Raw genomic sequence first — 24,073 nt, 5'->3', positions numbered from 1 at the left:
GAATCCGACTCGACACCGTTGTCAATCGGTTATTGTCCGTACAAACCCCATATAACAATTCAAGGAGCACCCCCATGACCCGATCCTCCGAGCGCGCGGCCGGCCCCGCCGGAGCCCGGCAGGCGCGTGGCAAACCTGAATCGCCCGCGCCCGGGGGCGATGCCGGCGGCCCCCGCTACAAGAGCATTTTCCATGCGTTGTCGCACGACATCAGCACCGGCCGCTACCCCGTCATGACGCTGCTGCCCACCGAACACGAGCTGTGCGACCAGTTCAACGCCAGCCGCCACACCATTCGCGAAGCCATCCGAATGTTGACCGTGGCCGGCATGGTGTCGCGCCGCCCGGGGGTGGGCACCCGCGTTGAAACAGCCCGCGCCAGCACCCGCTTCACGCAGCGCATCTCGCAGTTTCCCGACCTGCTGCAATACGCGCGCAATGCCGCGCTGCTGGTGCAGGACGTGCGCACCATCAAGCTGCCCAAGCGGCTGGCCGAAACGCTGGGCTGCGCGGCCGATAAAACCTGGCTGCATATCAACTCCATCAAGACGCTGGACGACGCCGACACGGCGGCCGCCACCACGCTGATCTACGCCGACCCCGAACATTCGAATGTGCAGGTCGAGGTCAAGTCCCGCATCTCGCTGCTGCGGCTGATCGAAGATCACTTCGGCGACCGCATTACGGAGGTCAACCAGGAGTTCTCGGCTACGCCCATCAATGCAACGGTGGCCAGGCAACTCAAGGTCGAGCCCAAGACGGCGGGCTTTGTCATCACCCGCCGCTATTACGGCGAAGGCGGCCTGTTGCTGCTGGCCACCATCACCACCTTCCCGCACGACAAAATGAAGTATTCGATGACGCTCAACGTGGCGTAGGCTGGCTTGTGGCGATGACGGCCTTGGTGCCACGCGCGCCATAGGCCGTGCGCGCCGCGTCAGCCGTGATCTTGCCGTCGGCCAGGTCCTGCTCGATGCGCGCCTGGGGCCGTTCGGCGGGTGGCCCATAGCCGCCGCCGCCCGGCGTTTCGATGCGCACGCTTTCGCCGGACGCCAGCGCGATGTTGGCGGTTTTGGAAAACAGCTCTTCCTCTTGCGGCGTGCCGAAGTTGCGCACCAGCCGCGCGCGGCGTCCGTCTCCCCCGCCATCCACGCCGGCCGCCACGCCCACCGTGTGGCTGTCGGACCGCGCGGAGAACACGATGCCCGGCCCCACCGCGCGTATCTGTTTGGCTATCGCCATGCCGCCGCGCGTGCGGCCCGCGCCACCCGAATCCGGGATCATCGCGTACTCGTCCATCAGCAGCGGGTATTCGTTTTCCAACGCTTCCACCGGCAGGTTCGACGTGTTGGTCATGTGCACATGCACGGCGTCCATGCCATCGGTATCGAAGCGCGCGCCGGCACCACCGCCCAGCGTTTCCAGATACACGAAGTGGCCGGCGCGCTCGCGCCAGCGGCCGGAGAACACAATGGCCGGGCAGCAATCATTGCTGGACGCCATGGTTTTTTGCGGCGGCAGCAGGCCACGGAACGCGCCGAATATCGCGCCCGCGACTTTCTGCGCGGTAATCGATCGCGCACCCACCGCGGCGGGATGCTCTGGGTTGGTGATGGTGCCCACGGGCGCCGACAAGGTGATGGGATCGAACAGGCCCGCGTTGGGCGCCAGGTCGGGGTCCAGCAGCGCCTTCACGGCGTAGTACACGCAGGCGCGCAAGGCGTTGAACGGCAGGTTCATCGCGCCTCGCGCCTGTTTGCCCGAGCCTTCGAAATCGAAATGCAGCTTGTCGCGCCGCACGGTCAGCGTGACCTGGATCGGCACCGGATCGCCGCCCATGCCATCGTCATCCAGATCACTGCGGAAGGTGTAGCTGCCTTCCTGCAATTCGGCGATGCGGTTGAGCAGGCGGCGGCGCGTGTACGTAATGACGTCATCCACGGAGCGCAGCACGGCTTCAAGGCCCATCTGGCGGATCAGGCCCTGCACAGCGGCGGCGCCACGGCGGTTGGTGGCCATCTGCACGCGCAGGTCCAGCACGCGTTCTTCAGGGTCGCGGGTGTTGGCGCAGATCAGGCGCAGCAGGTCTTCGTCCGTTTGTCCGTGCCGGGCGATGCGGCAGGCGGGGATGCGTATGCCTTCTTCGAAGATGGACTTCAGGCCGCCCGCGATAGAGCCCGGCACCGCGCCGCCCACGTCGGAATGGTGCGCGATGTTGGCGGCGAAAAAGCGCAGTACGCCGTCCCAGAATACGGGCGTGACGATGTTGATGTCGGGCAGGTGGCTGCCGTCGGCCAGGTAAGGGTCGTTGCAGACGAAGACGTCGCCTTCACGAATCTGGTCGATCGGATACGTGCGCAGGATCGCACCCATGGCGCCGTCCAGCGAGCCCAGGTGCAGCGGAATCTGCGTGCCCTGCGCCACCAGCCGCCCAGCGGCGTCGAACAGCGCCACCGAGCAGTCCTTGCGTTCCTTGATGTTGGTGGAGAACGACGCGCGCACCAGCGTGTTGTTCATGTCTTCCGTGATGGACAGCAGGCGGTTGCAGAAGACCTCCATGCCGATCGGATCGGCCAGCGCCAAGCCGGCGTCAGCCGTGTCGGGCTGGGAATTGTGCTGCGTGAAGTTGTCGGGCTTAGCCATGCAAGCCTCCTTGCAAACGGATGATCAGGTTGCCGTAGTCGTCCACGCTGGCCTCATGGCCCACGCCGACCACCGTGGTCGAGCTCATTTCTTCAAGCAGCGCGGGGCCGGCGAAGCGCGCGCCGGTCGGCACCCGGTCGCGATCGTAGACGGGGGTTTCCAGCCAGCCATGCACGGGTCCGAAGTAGGCCTTGCGCCGTCCCAGGCTGGCGTCTTGCAGGGCGCCGTCGATGTGGCGCGGCGCCAATGGCGCTTTCACCACCTGACCCACGGCTTGCATGCGGCAGTTGATGATCTGCACCTTGCGGTCATCGACCGTGTAGCCGTATTCGCGCTCGTGCGCCTCGGCAAAGCGGCGCGCGAATTCCGCGTAGCCACCCGCGCCCATGCCGTCGGCGCTGACCTGCACTTCAAAGTTCTGCCCTTCGTAGCGGGCGTCGATGGCGCTGTGGCAGACGCGCAGCGCGGGGTCGACGCGCTCTTGCTCCAGCCAGCGCTCTGCCTGCTGACGCAAGCCATCAAAAATGGCGGTGATGGCAGGCCAGGTGGCCTCGCTGGCCAAGGAGATTTCGCTTTGGACGAAGTCAAAGGAAATGTCGCTGAGCAAGATCCCACGTGCACACATGGTGCCGGGTTCCTGCGGCACGATGACCACGGGAATGCCGCATTCCTCGGCAACCTCGACCGCGTGCAGCGGCCCGGCGCCGCCGTAGGCGTACAGCGCAAAGTTGGACAGGTCGTAGCCACGTTCGGTGGACACGGCGCGGATGGCGCGGCTCATGTTGGCCGCCGCAATGCGCAGGATGCCTTCGGCCGCCGCTTCCAGTTCCATGCCCAGCGGCTGCGCCACGCGCTGCGCGATCACGTCGCGCGCGGCCTGGGCGTGCACGGGCATGCGGCCGCGCAGCAGGGCGACGGGGTTCAGGCGCTGTAGCGCGATCTCGGCGTCGGTGATGGTGGGTTCCTGGCCGCCACGGCCGTAACCGACCGGGCCGGGCACCGCGCCCGCGCTGTGTGGCCCAACCTTCAAGGCGCCCGCATCGTCCAGCCACGCGATACTGCCGCCGCCCGCGCCGATGACGTGGATATCGACCATGGGGGTCTTGACGGGGTAGCCGGCCACATGCCGATGCGAGGTGAACAGCGGGCGGCCTTCGCATACCAAGGACACATCGGTGCTGGTGCCGCCGACGTCAAACGTGACAAGGTTCAAGCTGCCGATGGCGCGGCCCACGGCCGCCGCGCCCACGACGCCCGCCGCCGGGCCGGACAGGCAAGTGCGTACGGGATACTGGCGCACGGTGCCGATCGACATCAGCCCCCCGTTGGAATGGATGGTGTGCGGTTCATGGCGGATGTCCAGGTCGCGCACGCGCTGCATGAAACGTTCCAGGTAGCGCGCCATCTTTGGGCCGACGGCGGCGTTCAGCACGGTGGTGGACAGGCGTTCGTATTCGCGGAATTCAGGCAGCACGTCGGACGACAGGCTGATGTAGGCGCCCGGCATGGCCTCCGCCACGATCTTCGCGGCGCGGCGTTCGTGGTCGGGGTTGCGGTACGCATGCAGGAAGCAGATGGTGACGGCTTCGATGCCGGCGGCGGCGAATTGCCGCGCGGCCGCCAGCACCTGGTCCTCGTCCAGCGAGGTCAGCACCTCGCCCGATGCGCTGACGCGCTCGCTCACTTCAATGCGAAACTCGCGCGGCACCGCCACGGGCGGCTTGCCGACGCTGTAGTCGTACAGGTGCGGGCGGGTCTGCCGGCCGATCTCCAGCACGTCACGAAAGCCGCGCGTGGTGATGAGGCCGACGCGTGCGCCCTTGCGTTCGATGATGAGGTTGGTGGCAACCGTGGTGCCGTGCCCCACGTGCGACACCTGCGAAGGCGGCACGCCATGGTCCGCCAACATCTGTCCGATGCCGGTGGCAATGGCTTCGGAAGGGTCATGCGGGGTGGACGGCACTTTGTGAAAGTGCACGACGCCCGCGTCCTCGTCGATCATCGTGAAGTCGGTGAACGTGCCACCGACGTCTATCCCTATGCGATACATATCGTTGATTCCAAAGAAAAGGACTCGTCGCGCAAGATCAGTCCAGGCGAATGCCGGCCTGCTTGACGACGCCGCACCATTTATTGATCTCGCTTCTGATCATCGTGGCGAAGGCGGGGCCGGCCACGTCGGACACCTGCGCGCCCTGTTGTTCCAGGTACGTTTTCATGGCGGGTGCGTGCAGGGTCTGCACCAGGCCGTCGGTGAGTTTCTGGCGCAGCGGCTCGGGCAGGTTGGCGGGCGCCAACATGCCGAACCACACCATGGCTTCGTAGCCGGGGTAGCCGGATTCCGCGACGGTGGGCACATCGGGCAGCAGCGCGGAGCGTTGCGGCGAGGTGACGGCCAGCGCCTTGATCTTGCCGTCCTTGATGTAGGGGTAGGACGTCATCACTACGTCCATCATCATGTTGATCTGGCCGCCCACCAAATCGATCAGCGCGGGGCCCGAGCCGCGATACGGCACGTGCACCATGGAGACGGCGGCGGTGGACTTGAATAGTTCGGCGGCCAGGTGGTTGGAGGTGCCCTGGCCGTTGGACGCGAAGGAGTACTTCTCGGGTTCCTTCTTCAACAGCGCGACGAACTCTTGCAGGTTGTTGGCGGGCACTGACTGGTTGATCGACATCACGTTCGGAATCGTGGCGATGACGGTCAGTGGCGTGAAGTCCTTGACGGCGTCGTAGGGCAGTTTGGAATACACGCAGGGCGCGCTGCCGTGCGTGCTGACCGACCCCATCAAAATGGTGTAGCCGTCGGCGGGCTGTCGGGCGACGTATTCGGTGCCGACGGTGCCGCCCGCGCCGGGTCGGTTTTCAACAATGACGTTGGCCGAGAGGCGCTGGCCCAGTCCTTCGGCGATTTTGCGCGCGATCAAATCGGTGGACCCGCCCGCCGCGAACGGCACGACGATGCGGATGACTTTGTCTGGCCAGGCCGCTTGGGCGGCGCTGGCGGTGGCGAAGATCACGAGTCCGGCGGCAATGCGACAGCAACGACGTATCAGCCCTTGGTTCATGGCTTGGTTTCCCCTTGTTGATAGAACTTCCTTGTGGCCGGATCATGCGTGTCCGGTCCTGGTTCGCTGCAACAACAGGGTCATCCTAGGCTTCTGGCTTCAAAGGCAGCAGCCCTGCGGGTTTATATTTGTATAAACGCTATTTATAGGTGCGCGGCCGTGAAGAATCCGGACTTGAATCTGCTTTTGCATTTCGACGCGCTGATGGGGTGCCGCAACGTGTCGCGCGCGGCCGAGGCGATGAACATCAGCCAGCCGGCGATGAGCGCGGCGATGAATCGGCTGCGTCAACTGTTCGGCGACCCGTTGCTGGTGCGCGAGGGCGGTGCGTGGCAGCCGACGTTGCGCGCGATGGAACTGCATCAGAACTTCAAGCCCTTGCTGGAAAGCTGGCATCGCGCGACGCGTACGCGCGAGGCGTTCGACCCGGCGCATTCATCGCGCACGTTGTCGTTGTATGCAACGGACTATGTGCAATACACGTTGCTGCCGAAGTTGATTCCGCGGTTGGCGGTAGATGCGCCACACTTCCAATTGCAGATTGTTCCGGCGCGGCCGCAACATGGCTTGAGCATGCTGGACACGAATCATGTGGAGTTGATCGCGGGCTATTTCCCGGACCCGGCGCCGGATCTGCGCACGCGTTTTCTGTACCAGGAGCCGGCGGTGTGCATCGTGCGCGAGGGGCATCCTTGTTTGCGCAAGCGTTGGAATCTGGACGCGTACCTGAGCTATGGGCATCTGGACCTGGCGGCGCACACGCGTTATTTCAGCACGGCGATCGATCGCATTCTGATGGGGCAGAACCGCAGCCGCAAGATCGTGGCGACGTTGTCGAGTTATCTGGTGTGCCCGTTCATTGTTGAAGGGTCGGATTTGATAGCGACGATGCCGGTGAGCGTTGCACGCGCGATGTCGGGCGCGGCGCGGATCGTAACGCAGAAGGTGCCGTTGACGTTGCCGCAGATCACGGTGTCGTTGTACTGGCACGAGCGCTATCAGGATGACCCGGCGCACGCGTGGCTCAGGCAGTACCTGGCCGGCGTGCTGGGGTAGCGAGTGGTGCCGTGCGCCTGCGTTATTTCAGGGGCAGACAGATGCGGGTTTGCAGTTGGGCGGGCGGGGTGCTGCGGGGGTCGTTCAGGTATTGCTCGAACATGGGGATGTCGGCGGGCAGATGGCCGCTGGCGGGTAGCCATTCAGAGAACATCCATTGGTAGGGCTTGGCCATTTCGTTGTAGGGGCCGGTGTAGGTGAGGATGGCGCAGCGGCAGGGGGCAATGATGTGGCGTTGCAGTTCTTCTCCCAGGTCGGCGTCAACGTTGACGGCCATGCCGGCCAGGGATCGCAATTTGTTTTCGGGGACTTGTTCGGGGTCGTCGAAGTAGACGCCGAATCCGGGGGCTGCGGGGTCGGCGATGCCACGGCCGTAGGCCAGCATGAAGGCGCGGGTGAAGACGGAGCCGATGTCTTGATAGCTGCCTTGGTGGGGCAGAACGGCAAGGGTGGCACCGGGGAAGTTTTCGATGGCGATGGGGTACACGGCATGCTCCTGAAGGGCTAGGGGTTGGGAACGCGCGGCGCGGTAGCGCCCGGGCGGGGTGCCGAAGAAGTTGCCGAATGCCCGATTGAAGGCCGCGTCGGAATCGTATCCGGCGCGTTGTGCAATGGCTCTTAACGGCGCCTGGGAATCGGCCAATGCAGCGGCGGCGCGATGCATGCGGATGCGTTGGACGGTGGCGTTGACCGTTTCGCCCATCATGGCGCGGTAGACCCGGTGAAAGTGATACGGCGACAGGCAGGCCAGGTCGGCCAGCTGGTGCAGATCGGGGTCGGCGTCAGGGTGGGCGGCAAGCCAGCGCAGGACGGGGTCCAGGCGGTCGGTATAGAGGGATCGGGTTTCGGGCTTCATGCTTGCTCCTTGGAGGGCAATGTAGCTTCGCGGGATTTGCGGATTTTGCGGTTTTTTTTGTTGCGGGGGTTCTTTTGACGCAAGGCGCGGCGGTGGTGGTGCGCGGGAAAATCTTGCGGGGCCCGCCCCGGGCCGGCCGGGATGGACGCCTCTTGGGTGTGCGCTCAATATCCGCGCAGCGGATCGTAGATGTTGGGTAGCGCATCGCCGCGCTCGTTGGCCTCGATCAGCCAGGCGGTGTGACGGGCGCGTTCCTTGCGGTCGGGGATCGCCGCGCAATGGGGCGTGATGATGATCTGCGGGTGCGTCCACAAGGGGGAATCCGCCGGTAGCGGCTCTTGTTCGAAAACGTCCAGCACCGCTTGGTGCAATTGGCCGCTGTCCAGCGCGGCGATGACGTCTTGCGTGACCATATGCGTGCCACGGCCGGCGTTGATCAGGCTGGCGCCGGGCGGCAGCTGCGATAGCGTGGTGGCGTTGAGGATGCCTTTGGTGGCCTCGGTGGCGGGCAGCAGGCAGACCAGCAGGTCGGTGTTGGCCAGGAATTGGCCGAACTGGGCTTGGCCCGCATAGGACGGCAGGCCGTCGAGTTGGCTGGCGCCGCGTGACCAGCCGCTGACGGGGAAGCCGACGCGTGACAGCAGTTGCGCGGCGGCGACGCCCAGGTGGCCCAGGCCCATGATGCCGACGCGTACGTCCGCGGCAACGCGCAGGGAGTCGAACAGTTCCCAATGTTGGCGTGCCTGGTTGTTCACCACGCGCTTGATGTCGCGCGTGAGCATCAGCGCGGACGTCAGCACGAATTCGGCCATTTCGGTTTGGGTGCGGGCGGTGACCATGCGGGCAATGCGCAGGTGCCGGGGTAGCTCGGCGTCGGCCAGGATGTGGTCGACGCCGGCGCCGGCGCTGATGATCAGCTTCAGGTTGGGAAACGTGGCGAGGCGGCCGGCCTCGGGCGCCCACACCAACGCGTAATCGACGCTGTCAGGCGCGACGTCTTCATGCCAGCCGACCACGTCCAACTGCGGCGCGAAGGCGTGGAACTGTGCGCGCCACGCGTCGATGGCGGCGGGGCCGCCGGAATTGATGATGAGCCGCATGCAGAGGTTCCTTGTTGGCGGACGCGCGTTAGCAGACGCGCGTTAGCAGACGCGCGTAGCAGACGCGTGTAGGAGACGCGCGTACCGGGCGCACGCAGGCAGGCGCTTGCTTGCGAGCGCGCTTGCGGTTTATCCACAGGCGCGCGCTGCAAGATCTTATCAACGTTCGACGGTGCGGTTCCAGCGGGCGTTGAAGGCGGGGCGCGCAGTGTTGATCTGGTCCCAATCCAGGATCTTGGCGTTTTCCATGTAGCCCTGGAAGCGCTTGAGCGCGTCGGCGCTGTCGGCGGGCGCCTTGACGTTTTTGTTGGACGGGAAGTGGCCGCCCATTTCCAGCGCCTTGGCCTGCGCGCTGGCGGACAAGAGGTACAGCGCCAATTTTTGCGAGAGTTCGGGTTCGCTGTTCTTGGCGATGACGCATTCGCCCACCATCAGGATGACGGAGCCTTCCTTGGGCTGGGCGTATTCCACCGGAATGTCGCGCTTTTTCAGGCGGGCGATGGCGGTGGGGGTCAGGGGGAAGATGGCGGCTTCGTTGGACTGGATCATTTCGGCCAGCTTGGCCGAGTTGGGAATGTATTCCAGCACGTTGGGGCCGATGGTGTCGGGCCACTTCTTGAAGCCGGGTTCATAGTTCTTGTCGTCGCCGCCCTGGATGCGGTTGAACATCAGGAAACCGTGCAGGCCGAAGGTGCTGCCGGATGCGGACTGAAATACGACCTTGCCTTTGTACTTGGGGTCGGCCAGGTCCATCCAGGACGTGGGCGGAGCCCAGCCCTTGTCGGCAAACATCTTGGTGTTGTAGCCCAGGCCGGTCATGCCGATGTCGATGCCGGCAGCCATGCGGTCTTTCATCACGGCGGTGGGGTAGAGCTCTTTCAGGACGGGGTCATCGTTCAGCTGTTGGCACAGGCCCATGGAAATGGCGCGTGCCATGATGCCGTCGTCCAGGAACATGACGTGCATCTGCGGGTTGTCTTTGTAGGCTTGCGCCTTGGCCAGCACGTCGGTCGACGTGCCGGGCACGACGACGATCTTCACGTTGTTGGCTTTCTCGAAATCGGGGAAAACGTATTGCGTGAAGGCGCGTTCCATGTCGCCGCCGTTCATGCCGACGTACAAGGTCTTCTGCTGCGCCATGGCCCCTGCGGACAGCAACGCCAACGTTGCCGCGCCCAGCAGCCGCTTCCCCTTGCTCAGGCGCGATGTGCCCTGTTTCTTATGCATCATGGTGACTCCTGCGTTTGCTCACGAATACGTTCAGGCCGAGCCACGGCGCCGTGAGCGGCGGCCGCGTATCGTTCAATGCAAAAGGCATCGATAGGAATCGGGGACTGGCCGTGCAGGACCAGGTCGGACAGCACTTCGCCCACGGCGGGGCCGATCTGGAAACCGGCACCGGACAGGCCGAAGGCGTGGAACAATCCCGGGACTCGGGCACTGGGGCCCAGCACGGGATTGTGGTCAGGCATGTTGCCTTCCACGCCGGTCCAGAAGCGGATAACCTGCGCGCCGCGCAGCACGGGTAGCAGCCGGGTGGCGTTGGCCATCAGCGTGCCCAGGCCGGCGCGGCCGGGCCGTGCGTAGTCGGGGTCGGTGGACACGCCACGGCCACCGCCGATGACGCAATTGCCGCGCGCGCCCTGGCGCGCGTAGATGCCACCGCCTTGTATGCCCAGGCTGACGTCCATGAAGACGGGCAGCGGTTCAGTAACCATCATCAAAGGGTGGATGGCCGTTTCGGGTACGGCTTCGCCGAAGTGCTCTGCAAAGCGGCCGGCCCAGGCACCGGCGCAGTTCAAGAGAAAGCGCGCGCGCACTTCCAGCCCATCCGCGCGCACGATGAAGTGCGTGCCGTCGTGGTCGGCTTGAGTGACGCGCGCACCTTCGCGCACATCGGCGCCCAGCGCCGCCGCCGCGCGCGCGAACGCCGGTGCCACCAACCTGGGATTGGCGTGGCCGTCTTCGGGGCAGAAGGACCCACCCGCGACGTCCTGGCCCAGCCAGCCAAAGCGGCGCGCCAGGTCGCGGCGGTCCAGCATTTGCAGGTGCATGCCGTAGCCGCGCGTGCGCTGCCGATAGGTGTCCAGCAGCACCATGTCGGCATCGGAAGCAGCCAGTTTCAAGTGGCCTGAGCGGACGTATTCGCCATCGATGCCAATCAGCGATGGCAGTTGACCCCACAGTTCGTGTGCGCGTCGGGCCAGGGGCATCTGTTCCAGCCCGCGCCCTTGCCGCCGCACGCCGCCGTAGTTGACGCCGCTGGCGCGTGCGCCGCACAGGGCGGCTTCCAGCAACACAACGGGCACGCCGGCGCGGCGCAGGAAGAGCGCGGCGCTGCCGCCGACGATGCCGCCGCCGATGATGGCCACTTCGGTGTCGATGCGCTGCGTCATGCCGACACCTTGTCCGGGCGCTCCAGGCACACCACGCGCACGGGCACCGGCTTGACGGGCGGCTGGTTGCGCAAGCGGCCCACTTGGGCCGGGCTGAGGCCGCAGGCTTGCGCCAGCACCTCGGCCGCCGCCGCGCCGCACATGCGGCCCTGGCAGCGGCCCATGCCGACGCGTGTCAGCGCTTTCAGGCGGTTCAGCTCTTGCGCGCCCGTGTCGATGACGGCGCGCCGCACCGTGCCGGCGGTTACGTCTTCGCAGCGGCAGATGACGGTGTCGTCGGCGATGGTTGCGGCCCAGTCCTCGGGGAAGGGAAAGGCGCGTTCCAGTGCCGCGCGCACGCGGACATTGGCGGCCAAACGCGCTTCCAGCACGCGGGCGCGGGCCGCGTCGATGGGTTGGCCAATGTCTTGCAGCAGCGCCAACGCGGCGCGTTCGCCCGCGAGTTCGGCGGCGTCGGCGCCGGCGATGGCGGCGCCGTCACCGGCGACATAGACGCCGGGCACGCTGCCGCGCCCCGCAACGTCGCGGCGGGGCGTCCAGTTTCTATCGCGCGCATTGAATTCAAATTCGCAGCCGACCAGGCTGGCCAGCTGGGTTTCGGAACGCAGCGCCAGGCCGTACGCCAGTGCGTCGCAGGGCACGGTGTGATCGCGCTTGCCTTGGCGATAGGTTACGGCCGACACGCGGTCCTTGCCGTGCACGGCAACGGGCCGCACGCCGCTATGCAGCGGCACGCCATGCGCGCGCAGCCAGGCCATGGTGTACAGCCCCTTGGCCAGCAGCCCGGGCGCGCGCAGCATGCCGGGCAACGCGGCCAGGCGGTCTGCAAAGCGGGCGGTGTCCAGCACCGCGGCCACTTGGGCGCCGGCCTTGGCGTATTGATAGGCCACCAGGTAAAGCAGCGGCCCGGTGCCCATGAAGACCACGCTTGACCCGATGGCGCAGCCCTGGAATTTCAACGCTACCTGCGAACCGCCCAGGGTGTAGACGCCGGGCGTCAGCCAGCCGGGAAAGGGCAGCACGCGGTCGGTGGCGCCGGTGGCAAGGATCAGGTGGGTGTAGGGCACGGCGGTGCTGACGCCGTCTTGCACGACGTCCAGCGTCTTGCCTTCCACATTCCACACCAGGCTGCCGGGGCGATAGTCGGCGTGCGGCTGCAAGGCGGCCATGGCGCGATGCACGGCGTCGGCCTTGCGATGTTCAAAGCCGTACAGCGCGGACTTCGGGCGTTGAAATCCGGGTGGCGGCTGGCGGTAGATCTGGCCACCGGCGCGCGGCGCTTCGTCCAGGATGACAGGCCGCAGGCCATGCGCGACCAGGGCCTGGGCGGCGCGCACGCCGGCAGGGCCGGCACCTACGATGACGGGCATCACGATACTCATGCGATGTCGTCCTCGGGCCAGGGTGCCGCCGCCAGCGTGCCCGGCACGGCGGCGGGCGCCATGGGCACGGTCAAAAGGCGCATGTCGGGTTCGATAAAGGTTGAGCAGGCACGCAGGCGCGAGCCGTCTTCAAGCTGCATCCAGCAGTCCTGGCAGGCGCCCATCATGCAGAAACCGGCACGCGGGGCGCCGCTGAATTCGGAATGGCGCACGCAGTCTGCCTGGGTCAGCACGGCGGTCAGTACGGTGTCGCCGGCCAGCGCGGTACAGGCTTGCCCGTTCAAGGTGAACGGGACGGCGGGCCGGCCGGATTCCGCCAGGCGTTTCAGTATTGCCATGATGTCGGCGCCTCTCTTTTCGCCAACGGCAAGGGTTTCATTTCTGCCCCACCAACACGCGGTCCAGGCCGTATACGCGGTCCAGCAGCAGCATGGTGACGGCGGTCAACAGGATGACCAGTGCCGACACGGCCGCCATCATCGGGTCGATGGATTCGGTGGCGTACATGTACATGCGCACGGGCAACGTGATGGTGGAAGGCGCGGTGATGAACACCGACATGGTCAGTTCATCGAAGCTGTTGATGAAGGCCAGCAACCAGCCGCCGGACACGCCGGGAATGATCAGCGGCAAGGTCATCTGGAAGAACACGGTGGCGCGGCTGGCGCCCAGCGACAGCGCCGCGTGTTCAATGGAACGGTCGAAGCCGACCAGCGCGCCAATCACCAGCCGCATCACGTACGGCGTGATGACGACAACGTGCGCGGCCACCAGCCACGAAAAGCTGCCGGCCATGCCCATCAGCGCGAAGAAGCGCAGCAGCGCCACGCCCAGCACCAGGTGCGGAATCATCAGCGGCGACAGGAACAGGCCATTCAGCACATCGCGGCCCGGGAAGCGGTAACGCGTAATGGCGATGGCGGCCGGCACGGCCAGGCACACGGCGATCGTGGCCGACAGCAAGGCCAGCCACAGGCTGTTCTGAAACGCCTGCATGAAGTTCGGGTGATCGAACACCGCGCGAAACCAGCGCAGCGAAAAACTGGTGGTGGGCACGGTCAGCGTGGTGTCGGGCGTGAACGCCACCAGGCACACGATGACCAGCGGCGCCAGCACGAACGCCACCACCAGAAAGTTGAATGCCAGCGCGAAAGGGCCGTTTTTCTGCATGTTGGTTCCTTGTCGGCTAGCCCAGGCTGCGTCGGTAAGAGCGCTCGACGACGCGGTTGTACGCCATCATGATGATGACGTTGAGCACCAGCAGCACGATGGCGATGGCCGCGCCCAGCGGCCAATTCAATTCGGTCAGGAATTCGTCGTACACGACGGTGGCGACCATCTTCAGCCGCCGCCCGCCCAACAGCGCGGGGATCGCAAACGAGCTGGCCGACAGGCCGAACACAATCAGGCTGCCCGACAGAATGCCGGGCATGGCTTGCGGCAACACGATGCGCGTCAGCGTCTGAAAGCGCGATGCGTTCAGCGACAGCGCGGCGTGCTCGACGGTGGGGTCCAGCTTTTGCAGCGACGTCCACACGGGAATCACCATGAAGGGCAGCATCACGTGCACCAGGCCGATGATGACGGCGGTGGGCGTGTACAGCAGCGACCCCATGCCCAGGGCGGCGGCCGCGCGGCCGATGGCACCGCTTGGACCCAACAGCATGCTCCAGCCGAACGCGCGCACCACCAGCGATATCAACAAGGGCGACAGCACGACCAGCAAGAAAATGGACCGCCAGGGCTTGCCCATGCGCGACAGGATGTAGGCTTCGGGCGCGCCGATCAGCACGCAGACCAGCGTGGTGAGGCCGGCGATCCAGAAGGTGCGCCAGAAGATTTCCAGAAAGTAGCTGTCGGTGACCACGGCCAGATAGTGTTCGAACGTGTGGCCGGGCAAGATGCCCGCGCCGTAGTCGAACGGCCGGAACGACAGCACGAAGGTCAGCGCCAGCGGGGTCAGCACCAGCGTCACAAAGACAATGGTCAGCGGAATGGAGCCCAGGATGGCCAGCAGGCCGTCGTTGCGCGGCTTGGGGCCGGTGGCGGCTTGAGTCAGCGTTGCCATGTCAGGCGGCCTTTTCCACGGCAGGCGCGCGCAGCACGCGCAGCACGCCTTCGGCCCAGTCCAGCCCGATGGCCTCGCCGTCGTCATGCGGGCGGCGGCCGTCGTTGGGCGTCAGCACGGTCAGCGTGCCCACCGGCGAATCCAGGTCGTACATCCACTGGCTGCCCAGGAAGTAGCGCGTGCTGACCACACAGGCCAGCTTGCCCTGGCCGGCGGGTACCGGCACCAGTTTTTCGGGGCGCAGCGACAGCTGCACGTTGTCGCCGTGGCGCAGGCCTTCGCCGTCGACCAGCACGCGTAGCGCGCCGGTTTCGATTTCGGCCTGCGCGCCGCAGCGTGTGACTCGGCCCGGCAACAGGTTGGTCTTGCCCACAAAGCGCGAAATGAATTCGGTTTGCGGATGTTCGTACATGCGAAACGGCGCGTCGACCTGCGTGGCGCGGCCGTCCTGCATGACGACGACGCGGTCGCTGATGGACAGCGCTTCGGCCTGGTCGTGCGTGACCATCACGGTGGTGGTGCCGATCTTCTTCTGGATGCCGCGCAATTCAAACTGCATGTCTTCGCGCAGCTTGGCATCCAGGTTGGACAGCGGCTCGTCCAGCAGCAGCACGGGCGGGCGGATGACCAGTGCGCGGGACAGCGCCACGCGCTGGCGTTGGCCGCCCGAGAGCTCGCGCGGATAGCGGTCGGCGTGCTTGTCCAGCTTGACCAGCGCCAGGGCCTCGCGCACGCGTTCGGCGCGCTCGGCGCGTTCCACCTTGCGCATCTTCAAGCCGAAGGCCACGTTGTCGGCCACGGTCAGGTGCGGAAACAGGGCGTAGCTTTGGAACACGATGCCCAGACCGCGCGTGTTGGGCTTGGCGTGGGTGATGTCGCGCCCATCCAGCGTGATGACGCCCTGGGTGACGTCGGCAAAGCCGGCAATCATCTGCAAGGTGGTGGTCTTGCCGCAACCGGACGGGCCGAGCAGCGAGACGAATTCCCCCTTTTCAACGGTGAGGTTCAGGTCGGAAACGACGCGCAGGTCGCCGTAGTTCTTCGAGACGTTGTCCAGCCGCAGAAATGACATTTTCCAAACCCCGTCGCCCGATGCGGGCGTTGTGCCGCGCGTTGGCCCGGTTGCCGGGCGCGTTGGCGGCTTATCGATGGGGCAGTCTAGGATTTGCCAAAATGCGTGGTCAATTAGGGTTTTCCGAGGAATCGAATTTTCAGTCGGAGATTTCCATTGAGCCGAATTTACTGCTAAAAATGACGCTGGTTATTTTGCTTAACGGAATCATCGGATGAAGAAAACTGAGACAGCGGACGATTCCAGCGGCCAGGGAGTCTTGCAACGTGCGTTTGCGGTGCTGCACGTGTTGGCCGATGCCAAGGGTGAAAAGCTGCGGCTGACCGACATCGCCGCGCGTACCGGCCAGGCGCAGGCCACGGTGCATCGCGTGCTGCAAGGGCTGATGCAGGAAGGCGTGGTGGAGCAGCCCGCGCAAAGCAAGGGGTACCAGCTGAGTGTGGCCTTCTTTGCCCTGGCGGCTGCGGCGGGCACGCATCAGTCCAGCTTGCGCACGCTGTACCGCCCCGCGATGCTGCGCCTGTCGGGCATGCTGAACGACACCATTTTTTTGCTGGTGCGCAGCGGCTTTGACGCGGTCTGCGTAGACCGGGTGGACGGGGCTTTTCCGGTGCGTTCGCATACCGGAGACATCGGCGGACGCGTGCCGCTGGGCATGGGCCAGGGCGGCCTGGTGCTGCTGGCCAGCTTGCCGGAGGCGGAGCGCGAAGAGGTCATCCGCTTCAACATTCCACGGCTGCACCATCTGGGTTTCGTCGATGAAATCTCGATGCGGGTGCGCATCCAGGAATGCCAGCAATTGCAGTACGCGCGCAGCCAAGGGCAGGGCGTGTTTCCGAACATCGCGGGGCTGGCGGTGCCGGTCCATGACCGCAACGGCGTCACGGTGGCGGCGCTGAGCGTGGCCGCCCCCATCGAACGCATCAACGACGAGCGGCTGCCGCTGATCGTTGAAATGCTGCGCCGGGAAGCGGACGCCGTGGGGGCGCAGATCAATCCGTTCGACCCGGCGCTGCGGCGGCCCAGCCAGTACTTGGGCGCCGGCAACGGGGCGTAGTCCGCGTCGTCCGCGCGGTGCGCTTGGTGCGCTTGGTGCGCTTGGTGCGCGGGGTGCGCGGGGTGCGCGGTATGTAGAAAGGGGCCGCCGCGAACGGCGGTTCGATCACATCGCATGGCGCGCACGGGCGCCGCGCCTCAGGTCGGGTACGTACCCGGCAGCAGGATGCTGCGGTCGCCCACTTCAAGGTTGCGGCGGCCGCACAGCGCCATCGTCGTATCCATTTCCTTGTAAAGCAGTTCCAGCACGCGGGTCACGCCCGCCTGGCCGTACGCGCCCAGGCCGTACAGGAAGGCGCGGCCGATCATCGTGCCGCGCGCGCCCAGCGCCACCGCTTTCAGGATGTCCTGGCCGGACCGGATGCCGCCGTCCATCCAGACTTCGATCTTCGAGCCCACCGCATCCGCAATCGCCGGCAACGCCGCGATCGACGACATGGCGCCGTCCAGCTGGCGCCCGCCGTGGTTGCTGACGATCAGCGCGTCCGCGCCGCTATTGGCGGCCAGATGCGCGTCTTCCACGTCCAGGATGCCCTTGATGATGAGCTTGCCGCCCCAGCGCTGCTTGATCCATTCCACGTCGTCCCAGCTCAGGCGCGGGTCGAATTGCTCGGCCGTCCAGGAGGACAGCGACGACAGGTCGCTGACGCCCTTGGCGTGGCCGACGATATTGCCGAACGTGCGGCGCTTGGTGCCCAGCATCCCCATGCACCAGCGCGGCTTGGTGGCCAGGTTGATCAGGTTGCGCAGCGTGGGCTTGGGCGGTGTCGACAGGCCATTCTTGATGTCCTTGTGACGCTGGCCCAGGATCTGCAAGTCCAGCGTCAGCACCAGCGCGGTGCAGCCGGCGGCCTTGGCGCGATCGATCAGGTTGGCCACGAATTCGCGGTCGCGCATCACGTACAGCTGAAACCAGAACGGCTTTTTGGTGGCCTCTGCCACGTCTTCCAACGAGCAGATGCTCATCGTGGACAAGGTGAACGGCACGCCGAAATCCGCCGCCGCCTTGGCCGCCAGGATCTCGCCGTCGGCATGCTGCATGCCGGTCAGGCCGGTGGGCGAAATCGCCAGCGGCATCACCACGTCATGGCCCACCATCGTGGTGCGCAACGACCGGCCTTCCATGTTCACCGCCACGCGCTGGCGCAGCTTGATCTTGTGAAAATCGCTTTCATTGGCGCGGTAGGTGCCTTCGGTCCAGGCGCCGGAATCGGCGTAGTCGTAGAACATGCGCGGCACGCGCTTTTGCGCAATGGCGCGCAAATCTTCGATGCAGGTGATCGTAGAAAGGTTAGCGGTCATGAGAGGTCTGAGGAGTGATAGAGGTGCGCCAGCTGCGTTTCGTATTTTTAGAATCTGGAGCCGCCGGCTGCGGGCGGCCTCGCCGCAACGCCTGGGTGACAGGACCTGCGGCGCCGCCCAGTATACGCGCCGAGGCCGGCAAGCGCTGCTTGCCGGCCCCGTTCGCCCCCCTCTGACCGGGGCTCTTTCGGCCCCCTGTCCACCCAAGCTATCGCGGCCAGACCTTGCTGACCGCGCGGATCGTTGCCCACGCCACCCAACGCGGGCTGGTCAGCCGCGCGCCCGGCAGCCGGCGCATCACATCCACGGCCAGACCGCCGCGCTTGTGCCATTGTTTTTTACGCGTCTGGCTGTCGGTCCAGCGGCCTTCCAGCCACGGAAATTCACGGCGCCCCGGCTTGTAGACCGGCGGCGTGTTGTAGATCAGGATGTACGCCAGACGCGGCGACGGCGACGTATTCGGCCCCGTGAAATGCAGCGTGCGCGCGTCATGGACGGTGATGCCGCCCGGGTCCAGCGGTTCGGCCACGGCCTGGTCGCGGCGGAAGTCGCCGCAGCATTCCAGCGGATGCAGGGTCTTGTCGCCGCCGGGCGAGCGGTGTTCCAGCACGTCCCACTTGTTCGACCCGGGAATGAACTGCATGCAGCCGTTTTCCACGGTCGCCGGTTGCAGCGCCAGCCAAATGCTCAGTTCGTTGTAGACAAAGTCGGGCGAACGGAACGCCTCGTCCTGGTGCCACGGCGTCTCGGGGCCGAACGGGCCGGGCTTGAGCAGGGCGTGCTCGCCGTACAGCGCCGCCTCTTCGCCCAGTAGTTGCCGCGCCAGGTCCAGCGTGCGCTCGTGGTAAGTCGTCTTGAGCAGACCGGGGGCATAATGACGCGGATCGTGCAGGCTGGGAAACTTGGCGGGCTTGGACGGATCGTCCCGGCTCACGAAGTCGTACTGCGCACCCTCGTTGTATCCCGTCTTGTTCGCGAACAGATCCAGCAGGGTGCGGCGGATATAGCCCACCTCGTCCTGCGGACACATGTCCTTCAGGGCCAGGTAACCCTGATCCCTGTAGCGCGCTGTCTCAGCTTCCGACAACAAACTGGTCTCTTCCATAATGGCTTCTCCAAGCTCTGGTAGCGGGTGTTCCCGTTGGCACGTTTTGACATGAGCACTAACGTATCGCTTCGATGCCCACGGGGCCTATAGACCATCCGCTGTAGCCATATCCGCCTATTCATCCCAATGGCGGCGCATCATCCGAAGGAAAATCCATGCAAGACCCTAAAACCGACTCCCATATCGAAACCGTTCTTGTGTCAGTCAGCGGCACGGTGCAAGGCGTGGGGTATCGCCACGCGACCGTGCGGCGCGCTCATATGCTGGGTGTGACGGGCTGGGTGCAGAACTTGCTGGACGGCACGGTCGAGGCCCTGGTGCAGGGCACGCCAGACCAGGTTGACCACATGCTTGAATGGCTGCGGCGCGGCCCGCCGGGCGCGTCGGTGCAAGAAATCACGACGCGCCGCGAGTACACCGACAAGCGTTACATCCGATTTGAGCAGGTGTAAGCAACAAAACCGGCTCGCCGTGAAGGGCTAGTCCGGCCGGCCGAGGGATGAGTGTTGCATTACCGGGTTTGGCAGGCCGGCGGGGCGGGGTTGTGACCCGTTCCGGTCACGGGTTTCGATCACCGAATTTCGATCACCGGTTGCGCAGCCACCGCCCGCCCACCTGGTTGATGATCAGGCCGGCCAGCACACCGGCCGCCCCCAGCCATTGCAACGGCTGCAACTGTTCGCCAAAGGCCATCGACGCCGCCCACAGGCCCACCACCGGCACCAGCAGCGAAAACGGCGCGATCTTGGCCGCGGGGTGGCGGGTCAGAAGGCGGGTCCACAGCGTGTAGGCCACCAGCGTGGCCAGCACCGCCAGGTACAGCACTGACAGCGCCTCGCCCCAGCCCATGCCGGTAATCATGCCCACCACCGGCTCCCAGCCGTCGATCAGCACGGCCAGCAGCAAGAACGGCAGCACCGGCGCGGCGCTGCTCCAGGCGATGAACGCAAAGGGGTCATAACCGGGCGCCTTGCGGCTGGCCAGCCGCACGATCATGTTGGACGCCGCCCACATGAACGCGCCGCCCAGCGTCAGCGCAAAGCCCAGCATCGTCATCTGGCCCGGCCCCTCGCCCCGCCCGCCGGCGATCACGGCCAGCCCCAGCGCGGCCACGCCCAGCCCGATCCAGTGATGCCGCCGCGCGCGCTCGCCCAGCACCGGCGCGGCCAGCAGCAAGGTAAAGAACGCCTGCGTCTGGATGACCAGCGAGGCCATGCCGGCCGGCATGCCGAATTTCAACGCGGTGAACAACAGGCCGAATTGGCCCAACCCCTGCACCAGCCCGTAGGCGGCGATCCAGTGCCACGGCAGCTGCGGCCGACGCACGAAAAGGATCAGGGGGAAGGCTGCCAGCGCGAACCGAAGCGCGCCCAGCATCATGGGGGACAAGCCCCGCATGCCGACCTTCATGACAACAAAATTAAGGCCCCAGATGACCACGACCGCCAGTGCGCAGAAATAGTCTTTTCGGGTGAGATGAGTCGTGGACATGCGGCATTATCGCACCGCCGGAACGTGCCGGCGGCGTCGATCAACACGAGGTTTCAAGCGCAATTTTCAGCGCCGGACCGCGGGGTTTATTCAGCGCCTTTTCAGCGTTTTTTCAGCACTGCCGCAAAGGCTTGCACCGCGGTGTCGATGTCCTCGTCCGCGATGTGGCGATGCGTGACGCAACGCAGCCGCGAGCGGCCCCACGGGCGCGTCAGCAGCCCTTCGGCTTGCAAGGCGGCGACCCACTGCGTATTGGTCATGCCCGAATCCGCCGTCTCGACCTGCACGATATTGGTCTGCGGCACCGTGGCCGACAACGCCGGCGCCAGACGATTGATGCCGTCGCTCAAGCGGCGCGCGCGCACGTGGTCTTCGACCAGGCGGTCCGTCATCGTCTGCACGCCTTCCAGGCCGGCGGCCGCCATGATGCCCGACTGGCGCTGCGTGCCGCCCAGCATGCGCCGCAGCGTGCGCGATTTGGCGATCACGGCCTTGCCGCCCACCAGCACCGCGCCCACGGGCGCGCTCAGGCCCTTGGACAGGCACAGCGACACCGTGTCGGCGTACTGCGTGATCTCGTTGGCGGGAACGCCCAGCGCCACGGCTGCGTTGAACAGGCGCGCGCCGTCCAGGTGCACGGGGATACCGCCCGCTTGCGCCATGCCATGCACCGTGCGCATATGCTCCAGCGGCAGCACCGCGCCGCCGGCGTTGTTGTGCGACGTTTCCATCGCCACCAACGACGTCTTCAAGCGGTGACCGCCTGACAGCAGCGCCTCTTCAAGCCGGTTCAGGTCCATCGCGCCGTCCGTGCCGGACACGCCTTGATAGAACAAGCCGGTGAAGGTGGCCGCGCCGCGCTCCGACGTATACATGTGGGCCGACGATTCCAGCACCACCTGTTCGTTGCGCTGGGTTTGCGCCAACACCGCCAGCAGGTTGGCCATGGTGCAGCTGGGCACGAACAGCCCGGCTTCCTTGCCCAGGCGTGCGGCCACGTGCGCTTCCAGCGCGCGCACCGACGGGTCGCCATCCAGGCCGTCATCGCCAATCGGCGCGGTACGCATGCGCTCGTACATGGCCGGGGTGGGGTGGGTGACGGTGTCGCTGCGCAGGTCGACAGGCACGGTCGGGGTGTCGGCGGGAGTCCGCTGGGTCATGGGAATCAATGCTGCAAAATTTTGGAAAGAAATTGGCGCGTGCGCGGGGCACGCTCCTCGACATTGCCGAAGAATTCGTCCTTGACGCAGTCTTCGACGATCTTGCCGCCGTCCATGAAAATCACACGGTCGGCAACGCGGCGGGCAAACCCCATTTCGTGGGTTACCACCATCATCGTCATGCCTTCGCCGGCCAGGTCGGTCATGACGTCCAACACTTCGTTGACCATCTCGGGGTCCAGCGCCGAGGTGGGCTCGTCAAACAACATCACGACCGGGTCCATCGACAACGCACGCGCAATCGCCACGCGTTGCTGCTGGCCGCCCGACAGTTCGCCGGGATGCTTGTCCTTGTGCGCCGACAGGCCCACGCGTTCCAGCAGCGTCAGCGCCCGCGCGCGGGCCTCTTGCTTGCCGCGCCCCAGCACCTTGGTCTGGCCCAGGCACAGGTTTTCGGTCACCGACAGATGCGGGAACAACTCAAAGTGCTGGAACACCATGCCGGCCACCGAACGCAGCTTGGGCAGGTTGGTGCGCGGGTCGCCCACCGAAATGCCGTTGACCACGATGTCGCCCTTCTGAAAGGGTTCAAGCGCGTTCACGGTCTTGATCAGCGTGGACTTGCCCGAGCCGGACGGCCCGCACACCACCACGACCTCGCCCTTGCCGACTTTCGTCGTGCATTCATCCAGCACCTGAAAGGAGCCATACCACTTGCTGACCTGGTTGATCTCGATCATCGGGGTATTCGGAAACAGTTGCATCGTTAAACCCTATCGCAGCACGCGGGTGCGCTTTTCCAGCAGTTTGACCAGGCGGGACGCCGTGAAGCAGATCACGAAATACACCACCGCCACGAACAGGTAGAGCTCGACCAGGCGGCCATCGCGCTGGCCGATCTTGGAGGCCGCGCCCAGGAAGTCGGTCAGCGACAGCACGTAGACCAGCGACGTGTCCTGAAACAGGATGATCACGCGGGTCAGCAGCGCCGGCACCATGTTGCGAAACGCCTGCGGCAGCACCACATAGCGCATGCCTTGCCATGGCGTAAGACCGATCGCCATGCTGGCCGACACCTGGCCGCGCGCAATGGACTGGATGCCCGCGCGCATGATTTCGCAGAAGTACGCGGCCTCGAACATCGTGAACGTGATGACCGCGGAATTGAACGCCCCCACGCGCAGCGGCGTCGGCGACCCAACCACCCACGCCGCCATGTACGGCACCAGGAAGTAGAACCAGAAGATCACCAGCAACAGCGGGATGGACCGCATCACGTTGACGTAGATGCCCGCCGGTACCGACAGCAGCTTGAAGCGCGACAGCCGCATCATCGCCAGCAGCGTGCCCAGCGCCAGGCCCATCACGGCGGCCAGCGCCGTCAGCGTCAAGGTGAATGTCATGCCCGTCTGGAACAGGTAGGGCAGCGCGGTCCAGATGACGTCGAAATCAAATTTACCCATCGCGATCCCCTATCGGCTCAGGCCGACGGCCTTGACCGCGGCCGGACCGCTTTTGCCGGCCGCGCCGATCAGGCCGGGCACCGCGATATGCCGCTCAAGCTGGCGCATGCCCAGCACCACCATGCCGTTGAGGATCAGGTAAATCACCGTCGCGGCGGAAAACGCCTCGAAGATGTGAAAGGTGAATTCCTGCATGGACCGCGCCTGGCCGGTCAGCTCCAGCAGGCCGATGGTCAACGCCACCGATGAATACTTGATGGTGCCCATGAATTCCGAGGTCAACGGCGGCAGCACGATACGAAACGCCTCGGGCAGGATGATGTAGCGGTACACCTGCACCTCGGTCAGCCCCAGTGCGGTGCCGGCCTGGAACTGGCCGCGCGGCAACGACTGGATGCCGGCGCGAAGCTGCTCGGCCACGCGGGCCGACCCGTAGAAGCCCAGGCACAGCACGGCGGGCACAAACTGCCCCCACGGCTGGGGCATCTGCTTCATCGCCAAGCCCCACGCATGGGGCAACAATTCAGGCAGCACGAAGTACCACAGGAACATCTGCACCAGCAGCGGGACGTTGCGAAACAGCTCGACGTAGGTCGCGCCCAGCACATTCATCACGCGCGATTGCGCGGTGCGCATCACGCCCAGACAGGATCCCAGCAATAGCGAAAAGACCCACGCCGTCAGCGCCAGCGCCAATGTCCAGCCCACGCCGATCAGGATGGTTTCCAGGAAGGTGTGCACGCCGTCCGGCGACATCTCCAGGAATACGCTCCAACTCCAGTTGTAATTCATGCCCGTGCCCTAGATGGCGGCGCCGGCCACGGCGCCTTGCCCCAAAACCGCCGCGGGGGG

At 65.5% G+C, this 24,073-nt stretch carries 24 protein-coding genes; 5 read left to right on the top strand and 19 right to left on the bottom strand.

Annotated features, from left to right (window positions below):
* Positions 1-74 precede the first annotated feature (74 nt).
* Positions 75-878 carry a GntR family transcriptional regulator gene (locus ACNPP0_RS23430; RefSeq protein WP_448707142.1) on the top strand — a complete coding sequence of 268 codons (804 nt, stop codon included), beginning with the start codon at positions 75-77 and terminating at the stop codon, positions 876-878.
* On the opposite strand, the gene ACNPP0_RS23425 is transcribed toward ACNPP0_RS23430, so the two are convergent.
* Genes ACNPP0_RS23425 through ACNPP0_RS23415 form a run of 3 tightly spaced genes read right to left on the bottom strand, consistent with a single transcriptional unit; the run spans position 865 to position 5,711 of the window.
* The gene (locus ACNPP0_RS23425; protein ID WP_448707141.1) at positions 865-2,643 is read right to left on the bottom strand and encodes a hydantoinase B/oxoprolinase family protein; all 1,779 of its coding nucleotides are present in this window, start codon (positions 2,641-2,643) and stop codon (positions 865-867) included. The two genes, ACNPP0_RS23430 and ACNPP0_RS23425, sit on opposite strands and share 14 nt — an antisense overlap.
* Positions 2,636-4,693, bottom strand: coding sequence for a hydantoinase/oxoprolinase family protein (locus tag ACNPP0_RS23420; protein WP_448707140.1), 2,058 nt, complete (start codon positions 4,691-4,693; stop codon positions 2,636-2,638). The genes ACNPP0_RS23425 and ACNPP0_RS23420 overlap by 8 nt, the downstream gene beginning before the upstream one ends.
* A gap of 37 nt (positions 4,694-4,730) precedes the next feature.
* On the bottom strand, positions 4,731-5,711 hold the full coding sequence (locus tag ACNPP0_RS23415; RefSeq protein ID WP_332609241.1) for a Bug family tripartite tricarboxylate transporter substrate binding protein: 981 nt from the start codon (positions 5,709-5,711) through the stop codon (positions 4,731-4,733).
* Positions 5,712-5,885: 174 nt separating this feature from the next.
* Between ACNPP0_RS23415 and ACNPP0_RS23410 the strand changes: the two genes are divergently transcribed.
* Positions 5,886-6,767, top strand: coding sequence for a LysR family transcriptional regulator (locus ACNPP0_RS23410; RefSeq protein ID WP_332609242.1), 882 nt, complete (start codon positions 5,886-5,888; stop codon positions 6,765-6,767).
* 22 nt (positions 6,768-6,789) lie between these two features.
* On the opposite strand, the gene ACNPP0_RS23405 is transcribed toward ACNPP0_RS23410, so the two are convergent.
* The 9 genes from ACNPP0_RS23405 to ACNPP0_RS23365 all read right to left on the bottom strand — a co-directional run bounded on the left by ACNPP0_RS23405 (position 6,790) and on the right by ACNPP0_RS23365 (position 15,641).
* Positions 6,790-7,623, bottom strand: a complete 834-nt coding sequence (locus ACNPP0_RS23405) for an AraC family transcriptional regulator (RefSeq protein WP_448707139.1) — start codon at positions 7,621-7,623, stop codon at positions 6,790-6,792.
* Between the two features lie 164 nt (positions 7,624-7,787).
* The gene (locus tag ACNPP0_RS23400; RefSeq protein WP_448707138.1) at positions 7,788-8,723 is read right to left on the bottom strand and encodes a 2-hydroxyacid dehydrogenase; all 936 of its coding nucleotides are present in this window, start codon (positions 8,721-8,723) and stop codon (positions 7,788-7,790) included.
* A 159-nt stretch (positions 8,724-8,882) separates the two neighbouring features.
* Positions 8,883-9,953: an ABC transporter substrate-binding protein gene (locus tag ACNPP0_RS23395; RefSeq protein ID WP_448707137.1), complete on the bottom strand. Its 1,071-nt coding sequence runs from the start codon at positions 9,951-9,953 to the stop codon at positions 8,883-8,885.
* Complete coding sequence (locus tag ACNPP0_RS23390; RefSeq protein ID WP_448707136.1) at positions 9,950-11,119, bottom strand: NAD(P)/FAD-dependent oxidoreductase; 1,170 nt, start codon at positions 11,117-11,119, stop codon at positions 9,950-9,952. The genes ACNPP0_RS23395 and ACNPP0_RS23390 overlap by 4 nt, the downstream gene beginning before the upstream one ends.
* Entirely contained in the window at positions 11,116-12,501 is a 1,386-nt protein-coding gene (locus ACNPP0_RS23385; RefSeq protein ID WP_332609249.1) for an FAD/NAD(P)-dependent oxidoreductase, read from the bottom strand. Before ACNPP0_RS23385 ends, ACNPP0_RS23390 begins: the two co-directional genes overlap by 4 nt.
* Positions 12,498-12,839, bottom strand: coding sequence for a (2Fe-2S)-binding protein (locus tag ACNPP0_RS23380; RefSeq protein WP_448707135.1), 342 nt, complete (start codon positions 12,837-12,839; stop codon positions 12,498-12,500). The genes ACNPP0_RS23385 and ACNPP0_RS23380 overlap by 4 nt, the downstream gene beginning before the upstream one ends.
* A 37-nt stretch (positions 12,840-12,876) precedes the next feature.
* Positions 12,877-13,671, bottom strand: a complete 795-nt coding sequence (locus ACNPP0_RS23375; RefSeq protein WP_448707134.1) for an ABC transporter permease — start codon at positions 13,669-13,671, stop codon at positions 12,877-12,879.
* A 16-nt stretch (positions 13,672-13,687) separates the two neighbouring features.
* Positions 13,688-14,569 (bottom strand): ABC transporter permease, encoded by an 882-nt coding sequence (locus ACNPP0_RS23370; RefSeq protein ID WP_448707133.1) that lies wholly within the window; start codon positions 14,567-14,569, stop codon positions 13,688-13,690.
* Between the two features lies 1 nt (position 14,570).
* On the bottom strand, positions 14,571-15,641 hold the full coding sequence (locus ACNPP0_RS23365) for an ABC transporter ATP-binding protein (RefSeq protein WP_332609254.1): 1,071 nt from the start codon (positions 15,639-15,641) through the stop codon (positions 14,571-14,573).
* Here ACNPP0_RS23365 and ACNPP0_RS23360 point away from each other — a divergent pair.
* Positions 15,635-15,859 (top strand): hypothetical protein, encoded by a 225-nt coding sequence (locus ACNPP0_RS23360; RefSeq protein WP_448707132.1) that lies wholly within the window; start codon positions 15,635-15,637, stop codon positions 15,857-15,859. The genes ACNPP0_RS23365 and ACNPP0_RS23360 overlap by 7 nt on opposite strands.
* Entirely contained in the window at positions 15,856-16,698 is an 843-nt protein-coding gene (locus ACNPP0_RS23355; RefSeq protein ID WP_448707131.1) for an IclR family transcriptional regulator, read from the top strand. The genes ACNPP0_RS23360 and ACNPP0_RS23355 overlap by 4 nt, the downstream gene beginning before the upstream one ends.
* Positions 16,699-16,835: 137 nt before the next feature.
* On the opposite strand, the gene ACNPP0_RS23350 is transcribed toward ACNPP0_RS23355, so the two are convergent.
* Together ACNPP0_RS23350 and ACNPP0_RS23345 are read right to left on the bottom strand one after the other, a co-directional pair.
* A complete protein-coding gene (locus tag ACNPP0_RS23350; protein WP_314355906.1) occupies positions 16,836-17,999 on the bottom strand; it encodes an alpha-hydroxy acid oxidase in 1,164 nt (387 codons plus the stop codon).
* Between the two features lie 208 nt (positions 18,000-18,207).
* Entirely contained in the window at positions 18,208-19,104 is an 897-nt protein-coding gene (locus ACNPP0_RS23345; protein ID WP_332609256.1) for a phytanoyl-CoA dioxygenase family protein, read from the bottom strand.
* A gap of 158 nt (positions 19,105-19,262) precedes the next feature.
* Here ACNPP0_RS23345 and ACNPP0_RS23340 point away from each other — a divergent pair, with 158 nt between their 5' ends.
* Positions 19,263-19,559: an acylphosphatase gene (locus ACNPP0_RS23340; RefSeq protein ID WP_268080410.1), complete on the top strand. Its 297-nt coding sequence runs from the start codon at positions 19,263-19,265 to the stop codon at positions 19,557-19,559.
* A 133-nt stretch (positions 19,560-19,692) separates the two neighbouring features.
* Here the strand turns inward: ACNPP0_RS23340 and ACNPP0_RS23335 are convergent, their stop codons facing one another.
* From ACNPP0_RS23335 to ACNPP0_RS23315, 5 genes are all read right to left on the bottom strand, one after another.
* Positions 19,693-20,598: an EamA family transporter gene (locus ACNPP0_RS23335; protein WP_314355908.1), complete on the bottom strand. Its 906-nt coding sequence runs from the start codon at positions 20,596-20,598 to the stop codon at positions 19,693-19,695.
* Between the two features lie 101 nt (positions 20,599-20,699).
* A complete protein-coding gene (locus ACNPP0_RS23330) occupies positions 20,700-21,758 on the bottom strand; it encodes a threonine aldolase family protein (RefSeq protein WP_448707130.1) in 1,059 nt (352 codons plus the stop codon).
* Between the two features lie 5 nt (positions 21,759-21,763).
* Entirely contained in the window at positions 21,764-22,498 is a 735-nt protein-coding gene (locus ACNPP0_RS23325; protein WP_448707195.1) for an amino acid ABC transporter ATP-binding protein, read from the bottom strand.
* A 33-nt stretch (positions 22,499-22,531) separates the two neighbouring features.
* Complete coding sequence (locus ACNPP0_RS23320) at positions 22,532-23,221, bottom strand: amino acid ABC transporter permease (RefSeq protein WP_332609260.1); 690 nt, start codon at positions 23,219-23,221, stop codon at positions 22,532-22,534.
* Positions 23,222-23,230: 9 nt separating this feature from the next.
* Positions 23,231-24,013 (bottom strand): amino acid ABC transporter permease, encoded by a 783-nt coding sequence (locus ACNPP0_RS23315; RefSeq protein WP_332609261.1) that lies wholly within the window; start codon positions 24,011-24,013, stop codon positions 23,231-23,233.
* Between the last annotated feature and the right edge of the window lie 60 nt (positions 24,014-24,073).

This window comes from Achromobacter semiaridum, assembly GCF_053543755.1.
This window is presented reverse-complemented; position numbering and strand designations above follow the sequence as displayed.

Coding starts and splice junctions, on each gene's coding strand:
- ACNPP0_RS23430 (WP_448707142.1), top strand. CDS start 75: ATGACCCGATCCTCCGAGCGCGCGGCCGGCCCCGCCGGAGCCCGGCAG.
- ACNPP0_RS23425 (WP_448707141.1), bottom strand. CDS start 2,643: ATGGCTAAGCCCGACAACTTCACGCAGCACAATTCCCAGCCCGACACG.
- ACNPP0_RS23420 (WP_448707140.1), bottom strand. CDS start 4,693: ATGTATCGCATAGGGATAGACGTCGGTGGCACGTTCACCGACTTCACG.
- ACNPP0_RS23415 (WP_332609241.1), bottom strand. CDS start 5,711: ATGAACCAAGGGCTGATACGTCGTTGCTGTCGCATTGCCGCCGGACTC.
- ACNPP0_RS23405 (WP_448707139.1), bottom strand. CDS start 7,623: ATGAAGCCCGAAACCCGATCCCTCTATACCGACCGCCTGGACCCCGTC.
- ACNPP0_RS23400 (WP_448707138.1), bottom strand. CDS start 8,723: ATGCGGCTCATCATCAATTCCGGCGGCCCCGCCGCCATCGACGCGTGG.
- ACNPP0_RS23395 (WP_448707137.1), bottom strand. CDS start 9,953: ATGATGCATAAGAAACAGGGCACATCGCGCCTGAGCAAGGGGAAGCGG.
- ACNPP0_RS23390 (WP_448707136.1), bottom strand. CDS start 11,119: ATGACGCAGCGCATCGACACCGAAGTGGCCATCATCGGCGGCGGCATC.
- ACNPP0_RS23385 (WP_332609249.1), bottom strand. CDS start 12,501: ATGAGTATCGTGATGCCCGTCATCGTAGGTGCCGGCCCTGCCGGCGTG.
- ACNPP0_RS23380 (WP_448707135.1), bottom strand. CDS start 12,839: ATGGCAATACTGAAACGCCTGGCGGAATCCGGCCGGCCCGCCGTCCCG.
- ACNPP0_RS23375 (WP_448707134.1), bottom strand. CDS start 13,671: ATGCAGAAAAACGGCCCTTTCGCGCTGGCATTCAACTTTCTGGTGGTG.
- ACNPP0_RS23370 (WP_448707133.1), bottom strand. CDS start 14,569: ATGGCAACGCTGACTCAAGCCGCCACCGGCCCCAAGCCGCGCAACGAC.
- ACNPP0_RS23360 (WP_448707132.1), top strand. CDS start 15,635: ATGACATTTTCCAAACCCCGTCGCCCGATGCGGGCGTTGTGCCGCGCG.
- ACNPP0_RS23365 (WP_332609254.1), bottom strand. CDS start 15,641: ATGTCATTTCTGCGGCTGGACAACGTCTCGAAGAACTACGGCGACCTG.
- ACNPP0_RS23355 (WP_448707131.1), top strand. CDS start 15,856: ATGAAGAAAACTGAGACAGCGGACGATTCCAGCGGCCAGGGAGTCTTG.
- ACNPP0_RS23350 (WP_314355906.1), bottom strand. CDS start 17,999: ATGACCGCTAACCTTTCTACGATCACCTGCATCGAAGATTTGCGCGCC.
- ACNPP0_RS23345 (WP_332609256.1), bottom strand. CDS start 19,104: ATGGAAGAGACCAGTTTGTTGTCGGAAGCTGAGACAGCGCGCTACAGG.
- ACNPP0_RS23340 (WP_268080410.1), top strand. CDS start 19,263: ATGCAAGACCCTAAAACCGACTCCCATATCGAAACCGTTCTTGTGTCA.
- ACNPP0_RS23335 (WP_314355908.1), bottom strand. CDS start 20,598: ATGTCCACGACTCATCTCACCCGAAAAGACTATTTCTGCGCACTGGCG.
- ACNPP0_RS23330 (WP_448707130.1), bottom strand. CDS start 21,758: ATGACCCAGCGGACTCCCGCCGACACCCCGACCGTGCCTGTCGACCTG.
- ACNPP0_RS23325 (WP_448707195.1), bottom strand. CDS start 22,498: ATGATCGAGATCAACCAGGTCAGCAAGTGGTATGGCTCCTTTCAGGTG.
- ACNPP0_RS23320 (WP_332609260.1), bottom strand. CDS start 23,221: ATGGGTAAATTTGATTTCGACGTCATCTGGACCGCGCTGCCCTACCTG.
- ACNPP0_RS23315 (WP_332609261.1), bottom strand. CDS start 24,013: ATGAATTACAACTGGAGTTGGAGCGTATTCCTGGAGATGTCGCCGGAC.